The 24,787-nt window shown below is 70.9% G+C and carries 22 protein-coding genes and 1 pseudogene; 15 read left to right on the top strand and 8 right to left on the bottom strand.

What is annotated here, in order from left to right:
• The first annotated feature begins 83 nt into the window (after nt 1-83).
• Complete coding sequence (locus ABZU69_RS02565) at nt 84-839, top strand: GH25 family lysozyme (protein WP_354962662.1); 756 nt, start codon at nt 84-86, stop codon at nt 837-839.
• Between the two features lie 108 nt (nt 840-947).
• On the opposite strand, the gene ABZU69_RS02560 is transcribed toward ABZU69_RS02565, so the two are convergent.
• Together ABZU69_RS02560 and ABZU69_RS02555 are read right to left on the bottom strand one after the other, a co-directional pair.
• On the bottom strand, nt 948-1,181 hold the full coding sequence (locus tag ABZU69_RS02560) for a hypothetical protein (RefSeq protein ID WP_354962661.1): 234 nt from the start codon (nt 1,179-1,181) through the stop codon (nt 948-950).
• Nucleotides 1,182-1,237: 56 nt separating this feature from the next.
• Nucleotides 1,238-3,241, bottom strand: coding sequence for a protein kinase (locus tag ABZU69_RS02555; RefSeq protein ID WP_354962660.1), 2,004 nt, complete (start codon nt 3,239-3,241; stop codon nt 1,238-1,240).
• 90 nt (nt 3,242-3,331) lie between these two features.
• Between ABZU69_RS02555 and ABZU69_RS02550 the strand changes: the two genes are divergently transcribed.
• The 5 genes and pseudogenes from ABZU69_RS02550 to ABZU69_RS02530 all read left to right on the top strand — a co-directional run bounded on the left by ABZU69_RS02550 (nt 3,332) and on the right by ABZU69_RS02530 (nt 8,107).
• Complete coding sequence (locus tag ABZU69_RS02550; protein WP_354962659.1) at nt 3,332-3,544, top strand: acyl-CoA carboxylase subunit epsilon; 213 nt, start codon at nt 3,332-3,334, stop codon at nt 3,542-3,544.
• 88 nt (nt 3,545-3,632) lie between these two features.
• A complete protein-coding gene (locus ABZU69_RS02545) occupies nt 3,633-4,091 on the top strand; it encodes a hypothetical protein (protein WP_354962658.1) in 459 nt (152 codons plus the stop codon).
• A 1,396-nt stretch (nt 4,092-5,487) separates the two neighbouring features.
• Nucleotides 5,488-6,615 (top strand): annotated as a pseudogene (locus ABZU69_RS02540) (S8 family serine peptidase).
• Nucleotides 6,616-6,788: 173 nt separating this feature from the next.
• Nucleotides 6,789-7,457 (top strand): Maf family protein, encoded by a 669-nt coding sequence (locus ABZU69_RS02535; RefSeq protein WP_354962657.1) that lies wholly within the window; start codon nt 6,789-6,791, stop codon nt 7,455-7,457.
• Entirely contained in the window at nt 7,454-8,107 is a 654-nt protein-coding gene (locus ABZU69_RS02530; protein WP_354962656.1) for an O-methyltransferase, read from the top strand. Before ABZU69_RS02535 ends, ABZU69_RS02530 begins: the two co-directional genes overlap by 4 nt.
• Before the next feature lie 73 nt (nt 8,108-8,180).
• On the opposite strand, the gene ABZU69_RS02525 is transcribed toward ABZU69_RS02530, so the two are convergent.
• The 3 genes from ABZU69_RS02525 to ABZU69_RS02515 all read right to left on the bottom strand — a co-directional run bounded on the left by ABZU69_RS02525 (nt 8,181) and on the right by ABZU69_RS02515 (nt 10,646).
• Nucleotides 8,181-8,936, bottom strand: a complete 756-nt coding sequence (locus tag ABZU69_RS02525; protein WP_354962655.1) for an ABC transporter permease — start codon at nt 8,934-8,936, stop codon at nt 8,181-8,183.
• A gap of 17 nt (nt 8,937-8,953) precedes the next feature.
• A complete protein-coding gene (locus tag ABZU69_RS02520; RefSeq protein ID WP_354962654.1) occupies nt 8,954-9,913 on the bottom strand; it encodes an ATP-binding cassette domain-containing protein in 960 nt (319 codons plus the stop codon).
• 121 nt (nt 9,914-10,034) lie between these two features.
• Nucleotides 10,035-10,646: a PadR family transcriptional regulator gene (locus tag ABZU69_RS02515; RefSeq protein ID WP_354962939.1), complete on the bottom strand. Its 612-nt coding sequence runs from the start codon at nt 10,644-10,646 to the stop codon at nt 10,035-10,037.
• 148 nt (nt 10,647-10,794) lie between these two features.
• Between ABZU69_RS02515 and ABZU69_RS02510 the strand changes: the two genes are divergently transcribed.
• Both ABZU69_RS02510 and ABZU69_RS02505 read left to right on the top strand, forming a co-directional pair.
• Nucleotides 10,795-12,540, top strand: coding sequence for a biotin carboxylase N-terminal domain-containing protein (locus tag ABZU69_RS02510; RefSeq protein ID WP_354962653.1), 1,746 nt, complete (start codon nt 10,795-10,797; stop codon nt 12,538-12,540).
• Nucleotides 12,541-12,676: 136 nt separating this feature from the next.
• On the top strand, nt 12,677-14,116 hold the full coding sequence (locus ABZU69_RS02505) for a GuaB1 family IMP dehydrogenase-related protein (RefSeq protein WP_354962652.1): 1,440 nt from the start codon (nt 12,677-12,679) through the stop codon (nt 14,114-14,116).
• A 115-nt stretch (nt 14,117-14,231) separates the two neighbouring features.
• Here ABZU69_RS02505 and ABZU69_RS02500 read toward each other — a convergent pair whose 3' ends face one another.
• Nucleotides 14,232-14,792, bottom strand: a complete 561-nt coding sequence (locus ABZU69_RS02500; protein ID WP_354962651.1) for a TetR/AcrR family transcriptional regulator — start codon at nt 14,790-14,792, stop codon at nt 14,232-14,234.
• Between the two features lie 81 nt (nt 14,793-14,873).
• Between ABZU69_RS02500 and ABZU69_RS02495 the strand changes: the two genes are divergently transcribed.
• From ABZU69_RS02495 to ABZU69_RS02480, 4 genes are read left to right on the top strand one after another with little or no spacing between them, the layout of a single operon-like run.
• Nucleotides 14,874-15,320, top strand: a complete 447-nt coding sequence (locus ABZU69_RS02495; RefSeq protein WP_354962650.1) for a DoxX family membrane protein — start codon at nt 14,874-14,876, stop codon at nt 15,318-15,320.
• A gap of 25 nt (nt 15,321-15,345) precedes the next feature.
• A complete protein-coding gene (locus tag ABZU69_RS02490) occupies nt 15,346-15,828 on the top strand; it encodes a MarR family transcriptional regulator (RefSeq protein WP_354962649.1) in 483 nt (160 codons plus the stop codon).
• Nucleotides 15,822-17,555, top strand: coding sequence for an ABC transporter ATP-binding protein (locus ABZU69_RS02485; RefSeq protein ID WP_354962648.1), 1,734 nt, complete (start codon nt 15,822-15,824; stop codon nt 17,553-17,555). The genes ABZU69_RS02490 and ABZU69_RS02485 overlap by 7 nt, the downstream gene beginning before the upstream one ends.
• Nucleotides 17,552-19,606 carry an ABC transporter ATP-binding protein gene (locus ABZU69_RS02480; protein WP_354962647.1) on the top strand — a complete coding sequence of 685 codons (2,055 nt, stop codon included), beginning with the start codon at nt 17,552-17,554 and terminating at the stop codon, nt 19,604-19,606. Before ABZU69_RS02485 ends, ABZU69_RS02480 begins: the two co-directional genes overlap by 4 nt.
• Nucleotides 19,607-19,665: 59 nt before the next feature.
• Here ABZU69_RS02480 and thrS read toward each other — a convergent pair whose 3' ends face one another.
• The gene (gene thrS, locus ABZU69_RS02475; RefSeq protein WP_354962646.1) at nt 19,666-20,883 is read right to left on the bottom strand and encodes a threonine--tRNA ligase; all 1,218 of its coding nucleotides are present in this window, start codon (nt 20,881-20,883) and stop codon (nt 19,666-19,668) included.
• Between the two features lie 517 nt (nt 20,884-21,400).
• Here thrS and ABZU69_RS02470 point away from each other — a divergent pair.
• Both ABZU69_RS02470 and ABZU69_RS02465 read left to right on the top strand, forming a co-directional pair.
• The gene (locus ABZU69_RS02470) at nt 21,401-22,021 is read left to right on the top strand and encodes a DedA family protein (RefSeq protein WP_354962645.1); all 621 of its coding nucleotides are present in this window, start codon (nt 21,401-21,403) and stop codon (nt 22,019-22,021) included.
• A 104-nt stretch (nt 22,022-22,125) separates the two neighbouring features.
• Entirely contained in the window at nt 22,126-22,806 is a 681-nt protein-coding gene (locus ABZU69_RS02465) for a DUF998 domain-containing protein (RefSeq protein ID WP_354962644.1), read from the top strand.
• Here the strand turns inward: ABZU69_RS02465 and ABZU69_RS02460 are convergent.
• On the bottom strand, nt 22,763-24,166 hold the full coding sequence (locus tag ABZU69_RS02460; protein ID WP_354962643.1) for an NAD(P)H-quinone dehydrogenase: 1,404 nt from the start codon (nt 24,164-24,166) through the stop codon (nt 22,763-22,765). The genes ABZU69_RS02465 and ABZU69_RS02460 overlap by 44 nt on opposite strands.
• A gap of 106 nt (nt 24,167-24,272) precedes the next feature.
• On the opposite strand from ABZU69_RS02460, the gene ABZU69_RS02455 reads away from it, so the two are divergent.
• Nucleotides 24,273-24,728: a gamma-glutamylcyclotransferase gene (locus tag ABZU69_RS02455; RefSeq protein WP_354962642.1), complete on the top strand. Its 456-nt coding sequence runs from the start codon at nt 24,273-24,275 to the stop codon at nt 24,726-24,728.
• Nucleotides 24,729-24,787: the final 59 nt, after the last annotated feature.

Genomic DNA, 24,787 nt, shown 5'->3' with positions numbered 1-24,787 from the left:
AAGCTTTTTTCTACAACTCTTGCGATCTAGGGCACTTACCTCCAAAGATGGGCGTCAATAGACCGACGTCCTTGGAGGCAGCCATGGCCCGTACCAGATCACCGCTGCGCCGCGTGCTCGCGGCCGGCCTCACCCTGCTCGCCACCGCGGCGGCGACCCTGGTCGCGACCGCCGGCCCGGCGGCCGCCGCCACCACGCCCGGCGTCGACGTGTCCCGCTACCAGGGCACCATCAACTGGACCAGCGTGCGCAACGCCGGCATCCAGTTCGCCTTCATCAAGGCCACCGAGGGCACCAGCTACAAGGACCCGAACTTCAACGCGAACTACGTCAACTCGTACAACGCCGGGGTGATCCGCGGGGCGTACCACTTCGCCCGGCCGAACATCTCCGCCGGCTCGACCCAGGCCAACTACCTGGCCTCCAACGGCGGCGCCTGGTCGGCCGACAGCCGGACCCTCCCCGCCGCCCTGGACCTGGAAGCCAACCCGTACGCCGGCGGCTACTGCTACGGCCTGAGCACCACCGGGATGCGCAACTGGGTCCAGGACTTCCTGAACACCTACCGCTCCCGCACCGGCCGTTACGCGGTCATCTACACCACGACCAGCTTCTGGAACCAGTGCACCGGCAGCTGGACCGGTCCGTGGGCGAACCACCCGCTCTGGCTGGCCCGCTGGGCGAGCACGCCGGGCGCCCTGCCGGCCGGCGCGCCGGTGTGGAGCTTCTGGCAGTACACCAGCACCGGCGCCGTCTCCGGGATCAGCGGCAACGTGGACCGCAACTACTGGAACGGCGACCGGTCGCGGCTGATCGCGCTGGCCAACAACACGCCCTGACCGGACCGGTCCGCCTGATCCGCCTGGGGAGGCGGTTGGCGGCAGCGGGATCGGCTGTCACCGCACGGTCGACAATCGGTCCGGCTGCCGCCACACCACCGGTACTGGTCAGGCCCGCCGTCGGCTCATCGCCGGCACCACCACCGGAGCGTCCTCACTGGCCAGAGCGCTCCGCCGGGTCAGCCGCCAGGCAGCCACCCCGCAGACGGCAACGGTCACGACGCTGAGCAGCGCGATGAGCGCCCAGATTCCCGCGCTGACCAGCAGCAGGACGGCGTCGCCGAGCGCGACGAGCATCCACAGTGCCAGCCGGGGCCGAGCGTCCCTCCGTCGGTAACCCATGTCGTACCTCCTTCCGTCGTCGAAGGTCACATACCCCGGACGACGGAAGGTCATGCTCAGTCCTTGCGGTCAGGCACGAAACCCTTGGCGATCCGGTCGAAGTTCGGCAGGTTGGCCTGCCAGTCCTTCTCCGCGATCTCCCACCGCAGGGCGTAGCCGCGGTTGCTGGCGGTGACGAAGCCGCGGTTGCGGACGTGAATCCGGGTCCCGTCCCGGGTCTCCAGCCACTCCCAGTCGCCGCAGGTCTTCCAGAAGTCGCAGGCATTGATGCTGAGGTACTGGTAGTTGTTGACGAGCCTCTTCCGGTTCGGCTCCTGCGCCTGCCAGTCCTTGACGGCGTCCTTCGCCGGAGTGCTGGTCCACTGCACGAGCAGTTCACCCGGCCCGTTGTTCTGGCTGAAGACGACCGTGCTGCCGTCGACCTGCCGGCGCGACCAGCCGTCCGGCAGTGGCAGGGCGAAGCCGGCCGGGTCCCTGTGCAGCTTCCAGCCCGCCGGCAGCGCGTTCGGGTCGACCGACGGGGTGGCCGAGGCCGTCGGGCTGGGCGCGCCGCTGGTGGGCGGGGGCACCGCCGGAGCCGTGGTCTGCGGCGCCGGAGCCGAGGTAGCGGCACCCCCGGTCGGGCCGGCCTGCGGGCTCTTGTCGCCGTCGCCGTCGCCCTTGGTGAGCAGCGGCACGATCACCACGAGGCCGATCAGCAGCAGGGCCACCACGGCCCCGATCAGCAGGTTGCGTTGCGTGTTGTTCGGCTTCGTACCGCCATAGAGCGGCACGGACGCCCGCCCGGCGGGGCTCACCGGGGTCGACATGACCGACGTCGGGGTCGGCGGCCTGCGCTGTTCCGGCGCCACCGGCGGACCGTCGACCTCGGTCGGCTCGTCGTCGGCCTTCGTCGTGCCGTCGGCGGATGTGCCGACCGCGGCCGTCACCTTCGCCGTCGGGTCGGCCTCGGCGGTATCCGGGCGGTCGATCGTGGCGGTCGGCTCGGCCGGAACCGGCGCGGCGTCCGCAGCGGGAGGCACGACGGCCGTCGGGCTCGCATCGCTGGGCGTCGAGCTGGTGTCGACGACGGGAGTCACGGCCGCGGCGGCCGGCTGGGTCCGCGGGGCCGGCGGCGAAACCGGCCGGTCGGCGCCCTTGTCGGCGGGTCGCGGCGCCGGCACGAGCGGCGGGCGCGGCTCGCGCGGGCCGTTCGGCCCGGGCCGGCGTACGCCATCCAGCAGCGAGATGCTTCGCGCCCGCTTGCCCCCGGCGCGGCGCAGCAGCCGCTCCGCCACCTCGGCGTTGATCCGCTCGTTCGGGTCCTTGCGCAACAGCCCGTTGAGCACCGGCTTGAGTGGACCGGCGTTCTTCGGCGGCGGCATCGGCTCGGTGGCCAGCGCGGCCAGCGTGGCGATCGCCGACGGCCGCGCGTACGGCGACTTGCCCTCGACCGCCGCGTAGAGCGTCGCGCCCAGCGACCACAGGTCGGCCTCCGGCCCGGCGGTGCCCTCCCGGGCACGCTCCGGAGAGATGTACGCGGGCGAACCGAGCACCATGCCGGTGCGGGTGACGTTCGGGTCGCCCGGGATGGTCGCGAGACCAAAATCGGTCAGCACCACCCGGCCGTCGTCGCCGAGCAGCACGTTGCCGGGCTTCACGTCGCGGTGCATGACGCCCGCCTTGTGCGCGGCGTTGAGGGCGCCCAGCACGCCGAGGCCGATCTCGACCGCGCGGGCCGGCGGCACCGGCCCGCTCTCGGCGAGGGTGTCCTGCAACGACTTCGACGCCACGTACTCCATGACGATCCACGGATCGCCGTCGGTGCGGAGAACGTCGAAGATGCGCACCACATTGACGTGGTTGAGCCGGGCGATGGCCCGGGCCTCGCGCAGCGAGCGCTCCCGCATCTCGCGGCGTTCCTCGTCGGTGAGGCCAGGCGGCGGCACCAACTCCTTGATGGCCACGTCCCGGTGCAGCACCTCGTCGCGCGCCTTCCACACCCGACCCATGCCGCCCTGGCCGAGCGGCGACAGGAGCCGGTATCGGTCAGCGACGAGTTGGGGAAGCGCGTTCGACATCGGTGAGACGGTACCCGGACCCCCTGATCGTCACACCGCCGGCACGCCACTCCGCATTGTCGGTAACTTCGCGGCGCGTACCCTGGCGTCATGTCTGCCGAAGAGCCGTTGTTCCGGGTCGTCCGCGGCGTGCCCACCACCGAGGAACTGGCCGCCCTCGTGGGGGCGATCGTCGTCCGGTCCCGTCCGGCCGCCGCCTCCGCGCCGGTGGCCACGTCGGCCTGGGCTCGCAGCGGTCGACCGGCCGGCGCGGTGCTCACGGCCCGCCCGGGCGGATGGCGCTCCGCCGGTCTGCCCCGCTGACCCGACCCGCCGTGCGGGGGCTGCCAGCGTCGCTCCCAGCCGTTAACCTCACTCAGGGAAACGGTGCCGTGACGGGTAGGGAGGATCGATGATCCCCGAAGAGGACCGGCCAACCCCCTGGCTGCGCAACTATGGCGGCATCGAGGCCGACATCCGCCAACTCCGAGAGTTCGCCGACCGGCTCGCCGCGGAGGTCGAGAGCAACTACGCGCCACACCTGTCGTACATCGCCGACGACATGTCCGCCCAACTGCCCAACCCGTGCGACGCCTTCATCGAGCTGGTCACCTTCCTGCAGGCACACCACGAGACACAGCAGGCCACCGCCGACATGGTGTATGCCGTCCAAGGCGCCACCGGCCACCTGGCCGCCGTCGCCGACCGGGTCGCCACCCAATACTCCGACGCCGACGCCTTCTCGGCCGCCCGCGTCGTGGACGTGCAGCGGGCACTCGCCGACCCGGGGACCGTCCTGCCCGGAGGCCCGACCCCGATGCTGCCCGACCCGACCGGCGCCGACGGGGACAGGCCGGTGGTGCTGCCGTGATCGAACGGGGCAGCGGCCGCACCTCCGGCGTCACCGACTGGCAACTGATGGACGTCAACAGCATGTGGGCCTGCCTGCAGGACCACGACACCGCCAACCACTGGAAGCAGGTCGCCGGCTGGCGCAAGGTCTGCGACCTGGCCCAGATCCACCTCGGCCGGCTCCAGGAATACCGGCGCGGTCTCGCCGAGGCGTGGCCGCCCGAAACCAGCGCCGCCTCCCGCACGTACCTCGCCCAACTCGATGAGCTGATCGACAAGGTGCGGCACACCCACGACGCCGCCGCCGCCAACTACACCGCGCTCTCCGCCGCCACCCAGGCCATCGGCACCACCCGCGCCGAGCTTCGCAAGATCCATGAGGAGTACGCGACCAAGCTCCAGCGGAAACAGGCGTACGAGGCCACGGCCGCCGACGCGAAAGCGGTCATGGGCAGCCGAGTCACCGAATCACCGGTGACCGACGCCGAACTGGAACGGCTGAACGCGCAGGCGCGGGGCATGATGTTCAACCTCAGCGGGGAACTCCAACAAGCCCAAGCCACCCTCCAAAAACCACCGGTGGTGCGACCGCCAATTCAGTCTGGGGATCCTGACGCATTAGGCCCCAACCCCACAGCACCAGTTATCCCGCCGATCGTCCCGGTACCGATGCCAACTGTCGGCAGGTCCGTGGCAGCCCGACCTGCGACAGCCGACATCGCAGTGCCCATGCCGCAGTCGCAAGGCGTTGGACCAGTTCTAGGCAGTGCAGGGACAGGGCTGGTGAATAGTCCTGCCACTGTGAACACAGGAAGTCCACCTTCAACGACGTCGACGGGCCCACATCTAGGACCTGGGCTGCCACCCGGCCCGTCTATCTCATCCCGTGGCGCAGGCCCGCCAATCTCCACTAATCGACCACCCGGCAGCAGCATGAATCGACCGCAAGCGTCGCCTCCGATGTCGCAGCCACGCCTGACGCCCCCTAGCGGACTGATTGGCGGACCGCCTGGCCTGGGGCTCGGCCCACCGGCCCCGGGGACAACTCCGCCCCGGAAGGTCAATCCGATTGGAGGTGTGATCGGCGGCGGTGGGGCTGGCACAGGACCGACAGGGGGAGCTGGGTCTCGTCCGGGCGGCAGCCGCGCAGCTGGCAGCGTTCACGGCGGTCTTACTCCAATCGGCGGCGCACCTTCGATGGGGACTAATACGGGCGCAGGCCTACCTCCCGGACGTCCAAGCCGCCAGCAGCGAGACAACGATCAGACCGGCCGATGGGATCCGGATAATCCGTGGGAGACCGACCAAGGGGTGAACCCAGTTGTCCGCCCAGGAGATGAGCAAGGCCCGATTGACCCTGGCCCCGCCATTGGTTTCAATCGGTGACCATTCGCGCCATATTGCTGCTGACTTCGATGTCGGCGATCGTCGCGTTAGCCGCGTCAACAAGTTCCTCGACCCAGCCTAGCCAAGCGACTGATGCCGCAGCCCGGATTCGCGCAGAGCAATGGCAAATGGCACCTCAGCTATCTTAAGACGACCAAGGCCCAGGTTATTAGTCGCGGCAACGGGGTAGTTGTCGCTGTACCGGATACTGGGGTTGACTCACATCCCGATCTACGTACCAACTTACTTACGGGAACAGACATCATCGCTGGCGGAAGTGGTGACGTTCGACAAGACAGGGATAGCCATGGGACGTCCATGGCGGGCCTAATTGCTGCTCATGGCCGGGGTGGAGAGCTGGGCGCGCTAGGCATTGCACCCGAAGCGAAAATACTGCCTATTTACGCTTCCCCGCCGCACGGCGATGGCAATCCGGACGGCCTCGCGCAGGGGATAGAGTACGCAATAGCGAACGGCGCGGACGTGATAAGCATTGCCTCCGTCGGCGGGAGCAGTTCGAGGCTGCGCCAAGCGATCAAAGGCGCCCTGAACGCAAACATAGTTGTCGTCGCTGGTGTTGGCAATCTGCCTCGTGACCAGACCATCGGATACCCGGCCAGCGAGACTGGGGTAATCGCCGTCGGTGGTGTCGACCGCACGGGGAAACATGCGGCTATTTCGGTGACTGGACCGGAAGTCGACGTAGTAGCACCGGCGGTCGACATCTACAGCACCAGCTACGACGGAAAATACTCGAAGGGCACCGGGACCTCGAGTGCGACGGCGATCGTGGCGGGGGCGGCGGCGTTGATCAGATCGAAATACCCCTACCTTCCCGCGCAGGAGGTGGCGCACCGCCTCACGGCCACCGCGGTAGACAAGGGTCCGCCCGGGCGCGACGACGAGTACGGCTACGGCGTGATCGACCTCGTGGCGGCGCTGACGGCAGACGTACCCCCGTTGGGGTTCGAGTCGGCGAGCGCGCCGGCCGGCGGTGGCCCGACCACGACGGCCGGCGCTCAGCCGGACGACGACGGCGGCTCGTCGGTGCGCGGTCTGGCCACCCTCGGGGTGATCGTGGCCGCTGGTGCTGGGTGGGTGCTGGTGGTGCGGCGTCGGCGGCGCGGGACGATCCGCCTCCCCGGGTCAGTCGCTGACCGGAAGACGGCACAGTGATCGACTCGGGATCATTGATGTCGCGGTGTCGGGGGTGGTGGGACCGCCAGGTATCAATGAAATCGAGTCGATCAAGAGCGGGTGAACTGGTGGGCACGGGCCGGCGCGGGGCGGATGGTCGTGGCGAGGGTGGTGAGCCGGTAACGTCGGTCGGGTGTCTGCATCCCTGCCGCTCCGTCTCGTGCTCGCCTCGGCGAGCCCAGCCCGTCGCAAGTCACTCCAGGCCGCCGGCATCGAGCCGGACGTGCTGGTCAGCGGGGTGGACGAATCCCTGGTCGTGACCGATCGGGCCGAGGAGCTGTGCCTGGAGTTGGCGCGGCTCAAAGCACAGGCTGTGCTGACCCGGCTGAGCCCGGCGACCGACCAGCGGACGTTGGTGATCGGCTGCGACTCGGTGCTCGCGTTCGACGGGGAGATCCTCGGCAAGCCGGCGGATCCGGCAGACGCCACCCGGCGCTGGCAGCGCATGCGGGGGCGCAGCGGCGTCCTGCACAGCGGGCACTGTTTGATCGACGTTGTCGCCGGGCGGCGCGCTGAGGCGGTGGCCTCGACCACCGTCCACTTCGCCGACATCAGTGACGACGAGATCGCCGCCTACGTGGCCAGTGGCGAGCCGCTGGCGGTGGCCGGCGCGTTCACCATCGACGGGCTGGGCGGGCCGTTCGTGGAGCGGATCGAGGGTGACCCGGGGACGGTGATCGGGCTGTCGATGCCGCTGCTGCGCCGCCTCCTCCCCGAGCTGGACCTGCGGATCACGGATCTGTGGACGAAGGTCGCGCCCGGCGGCCAGTCGGTCGAGCCGCTCGGTAACGTCCGGTCATGACCGCCAAATCGATCCCGCTCACCGACGAGCTGCACGCCTACCTGGTGGCGCACGGAGCCCCGCCGGACGAGATCATCCGGGACCTGGCCGAGGAGACCCGGTCGGTGCTGCCGGAGCACGCCACGATGCAGGTGGCTCCGGAACAGGCTGCGTTCCTGACCTTCCTCACCCGGCTGCTCGGCACGCGGCAGGCCGTCGAGGTCGGCACGTTCACCGGGCTCTCGTCGCTGGCGATCGCCCGCGGGTTGCCCGAGGGCGGGCAGCTGACCTGCTTTGACATCTCCGAGGAGTTCACCGGCATCGCCCGGCGCTACTGGGCTCGCGCGGGCGTGCAGGACCGGATCGACCTGCGTATCGGCCCGGCCGGGGACCGGCTACGGGAGCTGCCGCACGAGCGGTACCTGGACTTCGCGTTCATTGACGCGGACAAGACCGGCTACCCGGTCTACTGGGCGGAGCTGGTGCCCCGGATGCGCCCCGGCGGGGTGATCGCCGTCGACAACGTGCTGCGCGGCGGGCGGGTGATCGCACCGCAGAACGCCGACGACCGGGCCATCGCCGCCTTCAACGACGAGGTGCTGGCCGACGTACGGGTGGACCCGGTGATGCTGCCGGTCGCGGACGGCCTGACCCTCGCCCGGGTGCGCTGAACGCAGGCAACCGTGAACGCGGATGTCGAGGTGTCCTCGCGCGAAGGACACCCCGACATCCGGAGCGCGAACGTCAGCGGACGCTGCGGGCGAACTGGCGTGCGGCCCAGACGACCCCCGCCGCGGCGAGCACCGCGGTGATGGTCAGGCCCTGCCAGACCTTGTCGCTGCCGAGGTCCCCGGCGAACAGCGCCCGGGTGCCGTCGACCGCCCAGGAGAACGGGTTCCAGTCGGCGATGGCCTGCAACCAGCCGGGCGCGAACGTGAGCGGCAGCAGGATTCCGGAGAGCAGCAGCACCGGCTGCGCCACCGTGTTCATCAGCGGGGCCAGCGCGTCCTCGCTCTTGACCTTGAGCGCGACGCCGTACGAGACGGCCGAGGTCATCAGCGCGATCAGGGCGAGCATCAGGTACGCGAGCAGCAGGTCCCCGATGAACACCCGCAGGTCGAACAGGAGCGCCAGCAGGGTGATGATGACCGCCTGCACGAGCAGCGAGACCACGTCGCGCAGCGAGCGGCCGAGCAGCAGAGCGAGCCGGCTGATCGGGGTGACCCGGGAGCGTTCGATGACCCCGGCGCGCAGCTCGGCGATCAGGCCGAAGCCCTGGAACAGGCCACCGAAGATGGCCAGCAGCACCAGCAGACCGGGTACGAAGATCTTGTAGGCGGCGGCCTGGGTGGGCGCGTTCAGCGCCGGCTTGAGCAGTGGGGCGAAGAGCAGCAGGTACATCACCGGCTGGAAGACGCCGACGAAGACCCAGACCGGGTTACGCAGCAGGAGTTGGATCTGCCGCTGGAAGATCAGCCACGTGTCACGGGCGAATTTCATGAGTCGTCTCCGGGTGGTCAGGACTCGCGCAGCGAGCGGCCGGTCTTGGTCAGGAAGACGTCGTCCAGGCTGGGCCGGTGCAGCTCGATCGAGCGCAGCTCCAGCCCGGCGTTGTCGAGTCGGCGCAGCACCTGCGGGATGGCGGTGGCGCCCTCGTCGACGTAGAGGCGCAGGCCGCCCTCGTCGGCGGTTTCCAGCTTGTTGACGTACGGCTCGCCGTCGAGCGCCTGGGCGGCCTGCGGGGTGGCGGCCAGGTCGAGGCCGACCAGCACCACGTCGCCGGAGATCTCCCGCTTGAGCTCGGCCGGGGTGCCCTCGGCCACCACCTCGCCGTTGTCCATGATCGCGATCCGGTCGCAGAGCGCGTCGGCCTCGTCGAGGTAGTGGGTGGTGATGAAGACGGTCATCCCGTCCCGGCGCAGCCGCCGGATCTCGTCCCACATGTGCGCGCGGCTCTGCGGGTCGAGGCCGGTGGTCGGCTCGTCCAGGAAGACGATCTTCGGCTCGTGGATGATGCCGAGCGCGATCTCCACCCGCCGGCGCTGGCCGCCGGAGTAGGTCTTGCACTTGCGGTCGGCGTACTCGGTGAGCTGAAAGGCGTCCAGCGCGCGGGCTGCGCGGCGCTGCGCGTCGGCCTTGCCGATGCCGTACATCCGGGCGTGCAGCACCAGCTCCTCGCGGGCGGTGGACTCGTCCCAGGTGCTACCGCCCTGCGGGACGTAGCCGATCCGGCGGCGTACCTCGGCCGGGTCCTTGCGCAGGTCCGCGCCAGCGATGGTGGCCTCGCCGCCGTCCGGCTCGATCAGCGTGGCGAGCATCCGCAGCGTGGTGGTCTTGCCGGCGCCGTTCGGGCCGAGGAAGCCGAAGATCTCGCCCTCGGCGACCTCGAGGTTGACGCCCCGCACGGCGTCCACCGTCTTCGTCTCTCGACCCGCGCGGGAGCGGAACGACTTCCGCAGCCCCCTGGTCTCGATCATTTCTGCTCCTGGTCGTCCGGGCCGGTCGAGCCGGCCGTCGAAGGGGACGACGCCGGACGGCGCACTCCCCCGCTGTGCCGACAGCAGGCTAACGCGATATAGCTCTTATGGTCAACGTTGATTATTCCGCGTTGGGAGCGGCCGGCTCGGTCCCGTCCGTCCACTGCGGCCAACCCTCGGCGCTCTCCAGCTCAGCAGGTAGGTACGACACTCCGGAATCGATTTTCTCGGCGATCCGCTCGCACCAGGCCATCTCGGCCTCGGCCCGCGCCGACCACAGCTCGAACATCCAACCGACGTGGACCGGCTTGGTGTTGCGCACCCAGTCCGACTCAAGCGAGGCGCGCATCGACTCGATGCCGGCGCGCAGCAGGTTGGCCCGGTTGCGCAGAGCCGCCGCCGCCTCGGGCCGCGGCATCGCGGGCAGGAAGGAGAAGGCCGCCGTGAACGGGTCCACCGGCTCGGAGAAGTTCCACCAGAGGCCGCGCAGCAACGTCTCGAACTCGTCCTCACCCTTGGGGGTCACCTCGTACGTGGTCCGCGCGGGACGGGCACCGACCTGCTCGGTCGCGACGGCGCGGAGCAGCCCTTCCTCGGTGAGCTTTCGCAGAGCGTGGTAGATCGAGCCGGGCTGCACGTTGGCCCACTTGTCGGCGCTCCAGCTCAGCAGCTCGCGGCGCACGTCATAGCCGTGTACGGGCTGCATCCACCGCACCAGACCGAGAATCATCATCCGAGTCGCAGACACCGGACAAGCGTAATAGGCAAGTTTGACTAGAGCGCGGCACGCACAGTGCGGCATCCCACACTGAGCGATCGTTAGGGCCACCAGGGCGGCCGATACACTCCCCGTCAGTAACCTGCCGGGAGGAGCCACGAAGGTGCGCAAGGTACTCATCGCCAATCGCGGCGAGATCGCCGTCCGGGTGATCCGCGCCTGCCGCGACGCTGGCCTCGGCAGCGTCGCCGTGTACGCGGACTCCGACCGCGACGCCCTGCACGCCACGCTCGCGGACGAGGCGTACGCGCTCGGCGGGGACAGCGCGACCGACACGTACCTGCGCATCGACAAGCTGCTCGACGTGGCCGCCCGGGCCGGCGCCGACGCCGTGCACCCCGGCTACGGCTTCCTGTCCGAGAACGCCGACTTCGCCCAGGCGGTCATCGACGCCGGGCTGACCTGGATCGGCCCCACCCCGCAGGCGATCCGCGATCTGGGTGACAAGGTCACCGCCCGGCACATCGCCCAGCGCGCCGGCGCGCCGCTGGTCCCCGGCACCCCGGACCCGGTCGCCAGCCCGGACGAGGTGATGGCGTTCGCCGTCGACCACGGCCTGCCGGTCGCCATCAAGGCCGCCTTCGGTGGTGGCGGGCGCGGGCTCAAGGTGGCCCGGACCATGGAGGAGATCCCCCAGCTGTTCGAGTCGGCCACCCGGGAGGCGGTCGCGGCGTTCGGCCGGGGCGAGTGCTTCGTCGAGCGCTACCTGGACCAGCCGCGGCACGTCGAGGCGCAGGTCCTCGCCGACCAGCACGGCAACGTGATCGTGGTCGGCACCCGGGACTGCTCGTTGCAGCGGCGACACCAGAAGCTGGTTGAGGAGGCCCCCGCGCCGTTCCTCAGCGACGCCCAGCGGGCCCAGATTCACGAGAGCGCCAAGGCAATCTGCCGCGAGGCCGGCTACCACGGCGCCGGCACGGTGGAATACCTGGTCGGCGTGGACGGCACCATCTCCTTCCTGGAGGTCAATACCCGGCTCCAGGTCGAACACCCGGTGACCGAGGAGACCGCCGGTATCGACCTGGTCCGCGAGCAGTTCCGGATCGCCGACGGCGAGAAGCTGCGCATCACCGAGGACCCGACGCCGCGCGGGCACTCGATCGAGTTCCGGATCAACGGCGAGGACCCGGGCCGCAACTTCCTGCCCGCCCCCGGCACCGTCACCGCCCTGCGGCTGCCCACCGGCCCCGGTGTCCGGGTGGACACCGGCATCTCGGCCGGCGACGTGATCGGCGGCAACTTCGACTCCCTGCTGGCCAAGGTGATCATCACCGGCGAGACGCGCACCGAGGCGCTGGAGCGGGCCCGCCGCGCGCTGGACGAGATGGTGCTCGAGGGGATGGCCACCGCGCTGCCGTTCCACCGGCTGGTGGTGCGGGACGAGGCGTTCACCGCCGAGCCGTTCACCGTGCACACCCGGTGGATCGAGACGGAGTTCCACAACACCGTGCCGCCGTTCGCCGCCGCCAGCGCCGCCGAGGCGCCGGTCGAGCGCGAGACCGTGGTGGTCGAGGTGGGCGGCAAGCGGCTGGAGGTCAGCCTCCCCGCCGGCTTCGGCGGGGGTACGACCACCGCCGCACCGGCCGCGCGCAAGTCGACCCGGCGCGGCGGGGCCAAGGCCGGTGCCCCGATCGGCGGCGACACCCTCGCCTCGCCGATGCAGGGCACCATCGTCAAGATCGCAGTGGCGGACGGCGACACCGTCGCCGAGGGCGACCTGGTGGTGGTGCTGGAGGCGATGAAGATGGAGCAGCCGCTGCACGCCCACAAGGCCGGCACGGTCAGCGGACTCTCCGCCGAGGTCGGCGCCGTGATCACCGCCGGCGCCGCGATCTGCACCATCGCCTGAAGGAAGGGCACCTTATTAACGCCTGGTGCATAAGAAGGGGCCCTTCCTAACACTTTGTCCGTGGTGGGGCTCGGCGCGGGGGTGGTTTGCGGCACCGACGTGGGCGCGGACGGTCGGAGGCAGGAATGATGGCCAGGTGCAGTTCCTTCACGGCGCGGCCCCCGCGCACGACCTGACCTACACCGACGTCTTCATGGCGCCGGCCCGCTCCGACCTGGGCTCCCGGCTCGATGTCGACCTGTCCACGGGCGACGGCACGGGCACCACCATTCCGCTGGTGGTGTCGAACATGACCGCCGTCGCCGGTCGGCGGATGGCCGAGACGGTGGCCCGGCGGGGCGCGATCGCCGTGATTCCGCAGGACATCCCGATCGAGGTGGTGGCGAACGTCGTCGCCTGGGTGAAGCAACGGCACCTGGTCTACGACACGCCGATCACGCTCGGTCCGACCGAGACCGTGGGTGACGCCATCCACCTGCTGCCGAAGCGCTCGCACGGCGCGGTGATCGTGGTCGACGAGGCCGGCCGGCCAATGGGCGTGGTGACCGAGGCGGACACCATGGGCGTGGACCGGTTCGCCCAGTTGCGGCACGTGATGTCCACCGAGCTGCACACCGTCCCGGCGGACGCGGACCCGCGTGCCGGCTTCGACCTGCTCTCCGCGGGGCGGCGCCGGCTCGCTCCGGTGGTGGACGCCGACGGCCGACTGGTCGGGGTGTTGACCCGCCAGGGCGCGTTGCGGGCCACGCTCTACACGCCGGCGGTGGACGACCGGGGTCGGCTGCGCATCGCGGCCGCGGTCGGGATCAACGGGGACGTCACCGGCAAGGCCGCCGCGCTGCTGGAGGCGGGGGTGGACACGCTGGTCGTGGACACCGCTCACGGCCACCAGGCGCGGATGATGTCGGCGCTGCGGGCGGTCCGCAAGCTGAACCCGGGGGTGCCGGTGGCGGCCGGCAACGTGGTGACCGCCGAGGGGGTACGTGACTTGGTCGAGGCGGGCGCCGACATCATCAAGGTCGGCGTCGGCCCGGGGGCGATGTGCACCACCCGGATGATGACCGGCGTGGGCCGACCCCAGTTCTCCGCCGTGCTCGACTGCTCGGTGGCGGCCCGCGAGCTCGGCCGGCACGTCTGGGCCGACGGCGGCGTGCGGCACCCCCGTGACGTGGCGCTCGCGCTCGCCGCCGGCGCCTCGAACGTGATGATCGGTTCGTGGTTCGCCGGCACCTACGAGTCTCCCGGCGATCTGTACACCGACGCCGACGGTCGGCGGTACAAGGAGAGCTTCGGGATGGCTTCGGCGCGGGCGGTCAGCGCCCGTACGGCCGACGACAGCCCGTACGACCGCGCCCGTAAGGCGGTGTTCGAGGAGGGCATCTCCTCGGCCCGGATGCACCTGGACCCGGCCCGGCCCGGCGTCGAGGACCTGATCGACGAGATCATCGCCGGGGTCCGCAGCGCCTTCACCTATGCCGGCGCGCGGGACCTGGCGCAGTTCCACGAGCGGGCGGTCGTCGGTGTGCAGAGCGCCGCCGGCTTCACCGAGGGGATGCCGCTGCCCACGAGCTGGTGATCCCGCATCCCACGGACGTGTCGATCATGAAGTTGTGGTGGTGCCTCACACAAGGGGCACCAATGGGCGAGCCCCCACCACAACTCCATGATCGACGCCGTGGAGGGGTGGGTGGTTACCGGGTCAGGCGCTTGAGGACTTCGCGGGCTGCGTCGCTGGGGTTGTCGCCGACCCGGTCCGGCAGTGCGCCGGCCAGCCAGAGGGTCGCGAAGCCGTGCGCGATCGACCAGGCGGCGAGCGCGTCGCTGTCGGCGTCGACGGGCGCGCCACGGGCGGGCAGTGCGGCCACCCCCGACCGGAGCGCGGCACCGGCGCGCTCCTGTGCGGCGACCAGTTCGGCGTCGTCGGCCCGGTAGAGCTCGGTCCGGAACATCACCTCGAAGTGCGCGCGGTGCCGGACGGCGAAGTCGACGTACGCGACACCGGCGTCCAACAGGTCGTCGGCCGTCGCGGTCAGCGCCTGCGCCAACAGGTCGAAGCCCTGGGCGGCCAGCGCGGTGAGCAGCCCGGCCTTGTCGCCGAAGTGGTGGGCGGGCGCGGCGTGCGAGACGCCGGCCCGGCGGGCCAGGTCGCGCAGGCTCAGCGCGACGGGCCCCACCTCCTCGATCGCTTCGACCGCGGCGGCGAGCAGGGCACGGCGCAGATCGCCGTGGTGGTAGGCGCGCGTTCCGGTCATACCCGAATCCTATCTTGTCAGTGACAAGATGCCACTCGCCCAGGCAATCTTGTCACTGACAAGTTCACGAGGAGGATTCCAATGGCACCCCTGATCGCCCTGCTGGTCGGCACCGCACTGGCCCGGTTGACCGGCTTCGCCGGCGTCGACGCGGTGGACGGCTGGCACCCCGCACTACGGGTCGGACTGGCCCTGATGTTCACGCTGACCGCCGTGGCGCACTTCGCCGGCCAGCGCCGCACCGACCTGATTGCAATGGTCCCGCCCGGCATGCCCCGCCCTGGGCTGCTGGTCACCGTCACCGGCGTGTTGGAGCTGGTCGGCGCGGTCGGCCTGCTGATTCCGGCAACCGCCCGCCTGGCCGCCGCCGGGCTCGGCCTCTTGATGCTCGCGATGTTCCCGGCCAACGTCTCGGCCGCCCGCCGGGGGCTGACCCTGGCCGGGCAACCGGTCACCCCGCTCGGCCAGCGCACCGTTCTGCAGATCATGTTCGTAGCCACCGCGGCGGCTATTTCGTTTGGCCCCTGACTATCAGGGGACTAACCTGCTTGCCGTGGACATCGTCACTCTCCAGGACGTGCCGCTCGGCCGGCTGCTGGTCGTGGCCGGGCACCTCGTCGGGCAGCGGTGGAACCGCTACCTCGCCGAGGAGCACGGTCTCACCCAGGCCGGCATGGTGACCCTGATGACGCTCGCCCGGCACGGCGAGCTGCCCCACCGCCAGGTCGCCGAGAAGGGCTTCGTGCGCCCGGCGACCCTGACCGGCATCGTGGACACGCTGGCCCGCGAGGGGCTGGTCGAGCGGCAGCGCGACGACAGCGACCGACGCAGCGTCCGGCTCGCCATCACCCCCGCCGGCCGGGAGCGGGTGGCGGCCCTCACCACCCTGATGCACTCCGGAAGTCCGCTCACCTCGGTCGACGCTGACCCGGCGAAGGCGCAGGTGATCCGGGACTTCCTGCTCGAGGTCATCGGCAGCGGGGACGACCCGCGGATGACCGGACGCCCCACCGACGCGAAGGACCCGGCGTGCTGATCCGACTGTTGCGCAACCAGTTGCGCACCTACCAGCGACCGTTGACGGCAGTGGTGCTGCTCCAGTTCGTGGGCACCATGGCGTCGCTCTACCTGCCCAGCCTCAACGCCGACATCATCGACCGGGGCGTGGCCCGGGGCGAAACCGACTACATCGTGCGCATCGGCGGCTGGATGCTGCTGGTCAGCCTGATCCAGATCATCTGTTCGATCGCCGCGGTCTACCTGGGCGCACGGATCGCGATGGGCTTCGGCCGGGACGTCCGGGCGACCCTGTTCGGGCACGTCAACCGCTTCTCCGCCCGCGAGGTGGCCCGGTTCGGCGCACCGTCGCTGATCACCCGCAACACGAACGACGTGCAGCAGGTGCAGATGCTCGTGCTGATGAGCTGCACCATGCTGGTCGCCGCACCGATCATGAGCGTTGGCGGTGTGGTGATGGCGCTCCGGGAGGATCTCGGGCTCTCCTGGCTGATGCTGGTCAGCGTGCCGGTCCTGGCCGTCGCGCTCAGCATGATCATCCGTCGGATGGTGCCAGGCTTCCGGCTGATGCAGACCCGGATCGACACGGTCAACCGGGTGCTGCGCGAGCAGATCACCGGCATCCGGGTGGTCCGCGCCTTCGTCCGCGAGCCGTACGAGACGGACCGCTTCGCCGTCGCCAACGCCGACCTGACCGCCACCGCGCTGCGTACCGGCCGACTGCTGGCACTGATCTTCCCGGTGGTCATGCTGGTGCTGAACGTCTCCAGCGTGGCGGTGCTCTGGTTCGGCGCCCAGCGGGTCGACTCCGGCGCGATCCAGGTCGGCGCGCTCACCGCCTTCCTCCAGTACCTGATGCAGATCCTGATGGCCGTCATGATGGCCACCTTCATGCTGATGATGGTGCCCCGGGCCGCGGTCTGCGCCGAGCGGATCGTCGAGGTGCTGGACACCGACTCCTCGGTGGTTCCCGCCGCCGAGCCCATCGCTGAGCCGCCCACCAGGGCCGAGCTGGAGCTGCGCGGGGTGCGCTTCCAGTACCCGGGCGCGGTCGAGCCGGTGTTGCGGGACATCTCCTTCCGAGCGACCCCCGGCACCACCACAGCGATCATCGGCAGCACCGGCGCGGGCAAGACCACCCTGCTGTCACTCATTCCCCGCCTGGTCGACGTCAGCGCCGGCGCGGTGCTGGTCGACGGCGTGGACGTGCGGGAGCTGGCGCCCGACGAGCTGTGGCGGCGCATCGGCCTGGTGCCGCAGCGGCCGTACCTGTTCACCGGCACGGTCGCCAGCAACCTGCGCTACGGAAACCCGGACGCCACCGACGACGAGCTGTGGCGGGCCCTGGAGCTCGCCCAGGCCCGGGACTTCGTGGCCCAGATGCCCGGCGGGCTGGATGCTCCGATCGCCCAGGGTGGCAGCACCGTCTCCGGCGGGCAGCGCCAACGCCTGGCCATCGCCCGGGCCCTGGTCAAACAGCCGGAGATCTACCTTTTCGACGACTCGTTCTCCGCGCTCGACCTCGGCACCGACGCGCGGCTGCGGGCGGCGCTACGTCCGGTCACCGCGCAGTCCGCGGTGGTGATCGTGGCCCAGCGGGTCTCCACGATCGTCGACGCCGATCAGATCATCGTGCTTGAGGACGGGGGGGTCGTCGGAGTGGGACGACACGAGGAGTTGCTGGAGAGCTGCCCGACGTACGCCGAGATCGTGGCCTCCCAGCAGACGGCGGAGGTGCCGGCATGAGCGAGCCCGACGAGCCGCGGACCGCGGCCGTACCCACGCAGAAGCCGGCCGGCGACGGGCCGACGCCGAAGCGGCTGCCCCCCGGCCGGCAGGGCGGTGGGCCGCCGTGGGCGGGCGCGGGGATGCCCGCCGAGAAGTCGATGAACTTCGGGCCGTCCGCCCGGCGGCTGCTCGGCCGGCTGCGCCCGCACCGGCTGCACCTGGCCGCCATCATCACCCTGGCCGTGGTGAGCGTCGGGTTCAGCGTGGTCGGACCGAAGATCCTCGGCCACGCCACGGACCTGATCTTCAACGGGGTGATCGGTCGGCAACTGCCGGCGGGCACCAGCACCGAGCAGGCCGTCGCGGCGGCCCGGGCCGGCGGCAACGACAGCTTCGCCGACATGCTGGGCCGAATGGACGTGGTGCCCGGCGTGGGCATCGACTTCAGCGCCCTGAGCCGGGTGCTGCTGCTGGCGCTCGGGCTCTACCTCGCCGCGAGCGTGCTGTCCTGGTGGCAGGGCTGGTTGCTCAACGGGGTGGTCCAGCGCACCGTGCTGCGGCTGCGCGCCGAGGTGGAGGAGAAGCTCAACCGGCTGCCGCTGCCGTACTTCGATCGGCAACCCCGCGGCGAGCTGCTCAGCCGGGTCACCAACGACATCGACAACATCTCGACCAGCCTCCAGCAGACGCTCAGCCAGCTGCTCACCTCGCTGCTGACCGTGGTCGGCGTGCTGGCCGTGATGTTCTGGATCTCGCCGCTGCTGGCCCTGGTGGCCCTGGTCGCGGTGCCGCTGTCGGTGCTGGTCACCCAGCGCATCGCCAAGCGCTCCCAGCAGCAGTTCATCGCGCAGTGGAAGCACACCGGCGAGCTGAACGGCCAGATCGAGGAGGCCTACACCGGTCACGAGCTGGTGAAGGTCTTCGGCCGGCAACGCGAGGTGGAGGCCGCGTTCAACGCCAAGAACGAGGAGCTGTTCCGGGCCAGCTTCGGCGCCCAGTTCATCTCCGGGATCATCATGCCGTCGATGATGTTCATCGGAAACCTCAGCTACGTGGCGATCGCGGTGGTCGGTGGGCTGCGGGTGGCCTCCGGGACGATGAGCCTCGGCGATGTGCAGGCGTTCATCCAGTACTCCCGTCAGTTCACCCAGCCGCTCACCCAGCTCGCCTCGATGGCCAACCTGCTCCAGTCCGGAGTGGCCTCGGCCGAGCGGGTCTTCGCGGTCCTCGACGCCGACGAGCAGAGCCCCGACCCGGTTCAGCCGGCCCGAGTCACCGACCCGCACGGTCGCGTCGAGTTCGAGCACGTCTCGTTCCGGTACGAGCCGGACAAGCCGCTGATCGACGACCTGTCGCTGGTCGCCGAGCCAGGCCACACGGTGGCCATCGTCGGCCCGACCGGCGCCGGCAAGACCACCCTGGTCAACCTGGTCATGCGGTTCTACGAGCTGGACGCCGGCCGGATCACCCTGGACGGGGTGGACATCACCACCATGCGCCGCGACGACCTGCGGGGTCGGATCGGCATGGTGCTCCAGGACACCTGGCTCTTCGGCGGCACCATCCGCGACAACATCGCGTACGGCCGGCCGGACGCCACCGAGGAGGAGATCCTCGCCGCGGCCCGGGCCACCTTCGTCGACCGGTTCGTGCGCAGCCTGCCGGACGGCTACGACACGGTCATCGACGAGGAGGGCAGCAACGTCAGCGCCGGCGAGAAGCAGCTCATCACCATCGCCCGGGCGTTCCTCGCCGAGCCGTCCCTGCTGATCCTGGACGAGGCGACCAGCTCGGTGGACACCCGCACCGAGGTGCTGCTCCAGCGCGCGATGGCCGCGCTGCGCTCGGATCGGACCAGTTTCGTCATCGCGCACCGGCTCTCCACCATTCGCGACGCCGACCTGATCCTGATGATGGAGAACGGCCGCATCGTCGAGCAGGGCACCCACGAACAGCTGTTGGCCGCCCACGGCCCCTACCACCAGCTCTACCGCTCCCAGTTCACCGCCGCCGTGGTCGAGGAAGACCCCGCCGCACCCGCCAAGTCCCCCCAGCCCGCGTCGATCTAGGGCGGATCATCATGAACGGAGATCCACTCACAACGACCCACCCCGGATCGACGGGTGGGTCAGTCGGGGGGCAAAAGGTCGGCCGAGCGGGCGGCGACCTGGCGGGTGATCAGGGTCAGTGCGGCCGCGGCGGGCATCGGATCCAGGGTGCGGCCGTCGCGGAGGCGCAGCGCGAGGTGCCCGTCGGCCTCCTCCCGGGAGCCCAGCACTCCGAGGTACGGGACGCGGCGGCGGGTCGCGTCCCGGATCCGGGCGCCCAACGAGCCGGGGGCGGCGACCTCGACCCGCAGCCCGGCAGCGAGGGCCCGCCGGGCCAGCTCGGCCGCCGCCTCGGCCTGCCCGTCGTCCACCGGCAGCAGCACCAGCTGGACCGGGGCGTACCAGGCCGGGAAGGCGCCCTGGTGCACCTCGATGAGGTACGCGAACAACCGCTCCATGCTGCCGACCAGGCTGCGGTGCACCATCACCGGCCGGCGCCGGCCGCCGTCGGAGTCGGTGTACGACAGGTCGAACCGTTCCGGCTTGTCGAAGTCCAGCTGGATGGTGGAGATGGTCGACTCCCGACCGGCAGCGTCGACGATCTGAATGTCGATCTTCGGACCGTAGAACGCGGCCTCCCCCGGCGCCTCGACGTACGCCACCCCGGCCAGCGCACCCCGGAGCAGTTCCTCGGCGTGGGCCCACTGCGCGTCGTCGCCGACGTACTTCTCGCCCAGCCCGCGCAGCGACAGCCGGAAACCGGCCGGGCGGACGCCGAGCGCGGCGTGCGCGGCACGGATCAGCCCGAGGATCTCCGCGACCTCCGCGCCCACCTGGTCGGGCGCGCAGAAGGTGTGCGCGTCGTTGAGCGAGATAGCTCGCACCCGGGACAGCCCGCCGAGCACCCCGGAGCGCTCCGAGCGGTACATCCCACCCAGCTCCGCGATCCGCAGCGGCAACTCCCGGTAGGAGCGGCCCCGGGCTCGGAAGACCAGCGCGTGGTGCGGGCAGAGCGCCGGCCGGAGCACGAACTCGTCGTCGGCGCTCAGCCGCATCGGCGGGAACATGTCGTCGGCGAAGTAGCCGAGGTGCCCGGAGAGTTCGAAGAGTTCGCGCTTGCCCAGCGGCGGCGAGTAGACGTGCTGGTGGCCGGACCGGCGCTCCAGCTCACGGACGTACTCCTCGACGGCGTGCCGGGCGGCGGCGCCGGCCGGCAGCCAGATCGGCAGGCCGGCGCCGGCCAACGGGTCGGAGACGAAGAGGTCCAGCTCCCGGCCGAGCTTGCGGTGGTCGATCATGTCGCGCTCCTGGATCGGGTACGACCCGGAGGCGACCCGGACTCCGAACGCCGCGCGGCCCTCGGGGCGGATCGCCCCGAGGCCTGGTCGACGGTGGTTACGTCAGAGCGGCACGCCGGGGACACCCGGCGTCGTGGTCACCACTACCGCGCTGCGCATGCGGCGACCGTACCCGTCGGGCGATCGGGAACGCACCCGGATTTGGCGTGGCGGAGGGGAGGGCGGGCCGCCGGCGCGGGACCCGCCGGCGGCCCTGGGCGACCCGGATCGTCAGGAACGGGGGACCCGACGGTGCTGGGGCCGCGCGGACAACGGTACGCCGACGAACGCCGATCCGCCGACCGGCGCGGGGCGGGCGGACGGCCACCGGACCGTCACCCGAGGACGGCTCGCCTCGTTGTACCTGGGTGGCCCAGTCGTGTCGACGGTCACGGCGGGGTGGGGCTGTCCACGGTGACGCCGGACACGCCGTCAGGCTCGAGACACCCAATCGGCCGCATCCGGCGAGGTGGCACGCGTGCCCGAACTACTGACTGACGTCGCATCGCCGACCTGGGCGTACCTCGTGCTGCTCAGCCTGCTGATCGCGGACGCCTTCGTCCCGGTGATTCCCACCCAGATCGTCATGATCACCAGCGGTGCGCTCACCGTCTACGGCGGGCTCAGCCTGCCGGTCACCATCATCGTCGGCGCGCTCGGCGTCTTCGCCGGTGACCTGGCCTGCTACCTGCTCGGTCGCGGCGCACCGGACCGGCGGGCACCCCGGCACGCCGAGCCGAGCCGGGCACGACGGGTCGCCAGCCGGGTCACCCAGGGGTTGCGACAGCCCGGGCCGCTGGTCATCCTGCTCTGCCGGTTCGTGCCCGGCGGGCGAATGGCGGCCTGCTTCTCAGCCGGCCGCAGCCGTTACCCGTACCGGCTGTTCGTGCTCTACGAGACGGTGGCGGCGCTGGGCTGGGCCACCTACGGTGCGCTGGTCGGGCACCTCGGCGGCACCGCGCTGACCGAGTCGGCCTGGCGGCTGGCCATCATCGCCACCGCCGCAGCGGCCGGCTTCGCCGCCGCCGGGTGGGCCATGACCCTGGTCAGTGCACGGCACGCCCGGGCCGCAGCGGCAGCCGACATCCCCATCGACTGAGTGTCGGGCGCGGCACACCCGGGTGCCTCTAGGGGTAGTCCCCCGGGACGATTTCGGTGGCCGTCCCGGATCCGGCTCGGGCCTCCGGAGCGACAGGCTGAGGCATGCCTGGAACCCGGAGCACCGGCCTGTTCGCCCTCGGCGGGATCGCCCTGGCGGCGCTGCTGACCGTGATCGGCCACCTCGAAGTCAACGACGACCTCAACCCGTGGGCGCTGACCATCAGCGACTTCGCGGTCTCCGACCGCGGCGGCGTCATCGACATCGCGATGGTGGTTCTCGCGCTCGCCACCGTGGCGCTGCTGTACGGGCTGCGCCGCGCCGGCCCACCCCAACCGGCCCCGGGTCGGCCGGCCGAGCTGCTGCTCGGCGCGTGGGCGGCCGGGCTGCTGCTGGCCGCGGTGGTGCCGACGAACGAGCCGGGCACCGCCATGACCACCGCCGCCTACCTGCACCGGTACGCCTCGGTGGTCGCCTTCCTGGCGCTGCCGGCCGCCGGCTGGCTGCTCGCCCGCCGGCCCGACCTGGCGCCCACCGCCCGGACGCTGCGCACCCTCGTCGTGCTCAGCCTGGCCCTGGCCGCGGCGATGATCTGGTCCGCCTACCCCGGCGACCGTGTGCTGATCGGCCTGGCCGAGCGCCTGCTCATCCTCACCGAGGTCGCCGTACTAGGCACCGTCGCGGTGGCCCTGACCCGGACGTCCGTCGCCCGCCCGCTGACCGCGACGCGGAGGGTGGGTCCTACTCCAACTCGTGGAGCATTAGTTGGCGGGCCGCCTCGGTGATCGAGCCGGAGAGGCTCGGGTAGATGGTGATGGTCTGCGCCAACTCGTTGACGGTGAGGTTGTTCTCCACCGCCATCGTGATCGGCAGGATCAGCTCGCTGGCCTTCGGCGCGACCACCACCCCGCCGACGACCTGGCCGCTCGCCGGCCGGCAGAACAGCTTCACGAAGCCGTCGGAGAGGTCGTCCATCTTGGCCCGGGCGTTGCCCGACAGCGGCAGCATCACCTGCCGGGCCGGCACCTTGCCGGCGTCCACCTCGTCCTGGGAGACGCCCACGGTGGCCAGCTCCGGGTCGGTGAAGACGTTCGCCGCGACGGTCCGCAGCCGCAGCGGGCGGACCGCCTCGCCGAGGGCGTGCCACATGGCGATCCGGCCCTGCATGGCGGCGACGCTGGCCAGCAGCAGGACGCCGGTGCAGTCACCAGCGGCGTAGATGCCGGGCACGTTGGTCCGGGACACCCGGTCGACCGTGACGTAGCCGCCCCGGCCCAGCTCCACGCCGTACTCGGTCAGGCCCAGGTTGGCGGTGTTCGGGATCGAACCGACCGCGATCAGGGCGTGCGAGCCGGAGACCTTACGGCCGTCGGAGAGCTCCACCTCGACGCCGTCGGCCGTACGCCGGACCGCGTCGGCGCGGGAGTTGTTGAGGATGCTCATGCCCCGGTTGCGGAACACCCGCTCGATGGCCGACGCCGCGTCGGCGTCCTCGTGCGGCATCACCCGGTCGCGGCTGGAGACCAGGGTGACCTGGACCCCCATCGCCAGGTACGCGCTGGCGAACTCGGCGCCGGTCACGCCGGAGCCGACCACGATCAGATGCTCGGGCAGCTCCGGCAGGTCGTACACCTGGCGCCAGGTCAGGATCCGCTCACCGTCCGGTACGGCGGTGGGCAGTTGGCGGGGCGTCGAGCCGGTGGCCACCAGCACGGTGGACGCGGCGATCGAGTATTCCTCGCCACCGTCGGCGGGGGTGACGATGACCCGGTGGGTGTGGCCCAGCGTGTCCTCACCCAGCCGGGCGGTGCCGGCCACGAAGGCGACCCCCGCCTTGAGCAGCTTGGCGTGGATGTCGGCGGACTGCGCCAGCGCCAGCCGCTTGACCCGCTCGTGCACCGCCCGCGCGTCGACGGTCACCGCCTCCAGGCCGTCCGAGTGCACCCCGAACTCTTCCGTGTCCCGATAGCCGGTGACCACCTCCGAGCTGGCGATGAAGGTCTTCGACGGAACGCAGTCGGAGAGCACGCACGCCCCGCCCGCGCCGTCGGCCTCCACCACGGTGACATCGGCGTCCAGCTGGGCGGCGACCAGCGCCGCCTCGTACCCGGCCGGCCCCCCACCGATGATCACGATCCGGCTCACAGCGTCTGCCCTTCGTCGATGCTCACAGTGACTTTCTTCTCCCGAACGCACCCGACACGCACAGTCGTATTCTCCCCCACCCGCCTGTCCGGCTATCGTCATCGCCGTGGGTCTTCACGCCGCCTACGGCTCAAACCTGGATCCCGCCCGGATGCGCGCCTACTGCCCGCATTCGCCGATGGTGGGCGTCGGCTGGCTGGAGGGGTGGCGGCTGACCTTCGCCGGGGCGGACGTGATCGGCTGGGAGGGCGCGGTGAGCACCCTGGTCGAGTCCCCCGGTGACCGGGTCTTCGTGGCGCTCTACGACATCCACCCGTACGACGCGGCCCAGCTCGACGAGCTTGAGGGGGTCGCCGCCGGCACGTACCGCAAGCTGCACGTTCGGGTCTCCACCCTCGACGGCGACGTGACCGCGTGGATCTACGTCTTCGACGGGTACGAGGGCGGCCTGCCGACGTCGTGGTATCTCTCCGAGATCGCGAACGCCGCCGAGAAGGCGGGCGCGCCGGACGACTACGTCACCGAGCTGCGGGCCCGCCCCACCGGCACCGCGTCGGCCTAGGGGCTGTCGCAGTCGGCCTGGAGGCTGTCGCACGCTGCCAGTCTGCTACCGACGCCGGC

The organism is Micromonospora sp. NPDC005206, assembly GCF_040608175.1.
In the GTDB taxonomy this organism is placed as follows: Bacteria; Actinomycetota; Actinomycetes; order Mycobacteriales; family Micromonosporaceae; genus Micromonospora.
Note: the sequence above shows the minus strand (reverse complement) of the source record. Positions and strands in the feature narration are given on the sequence as shown.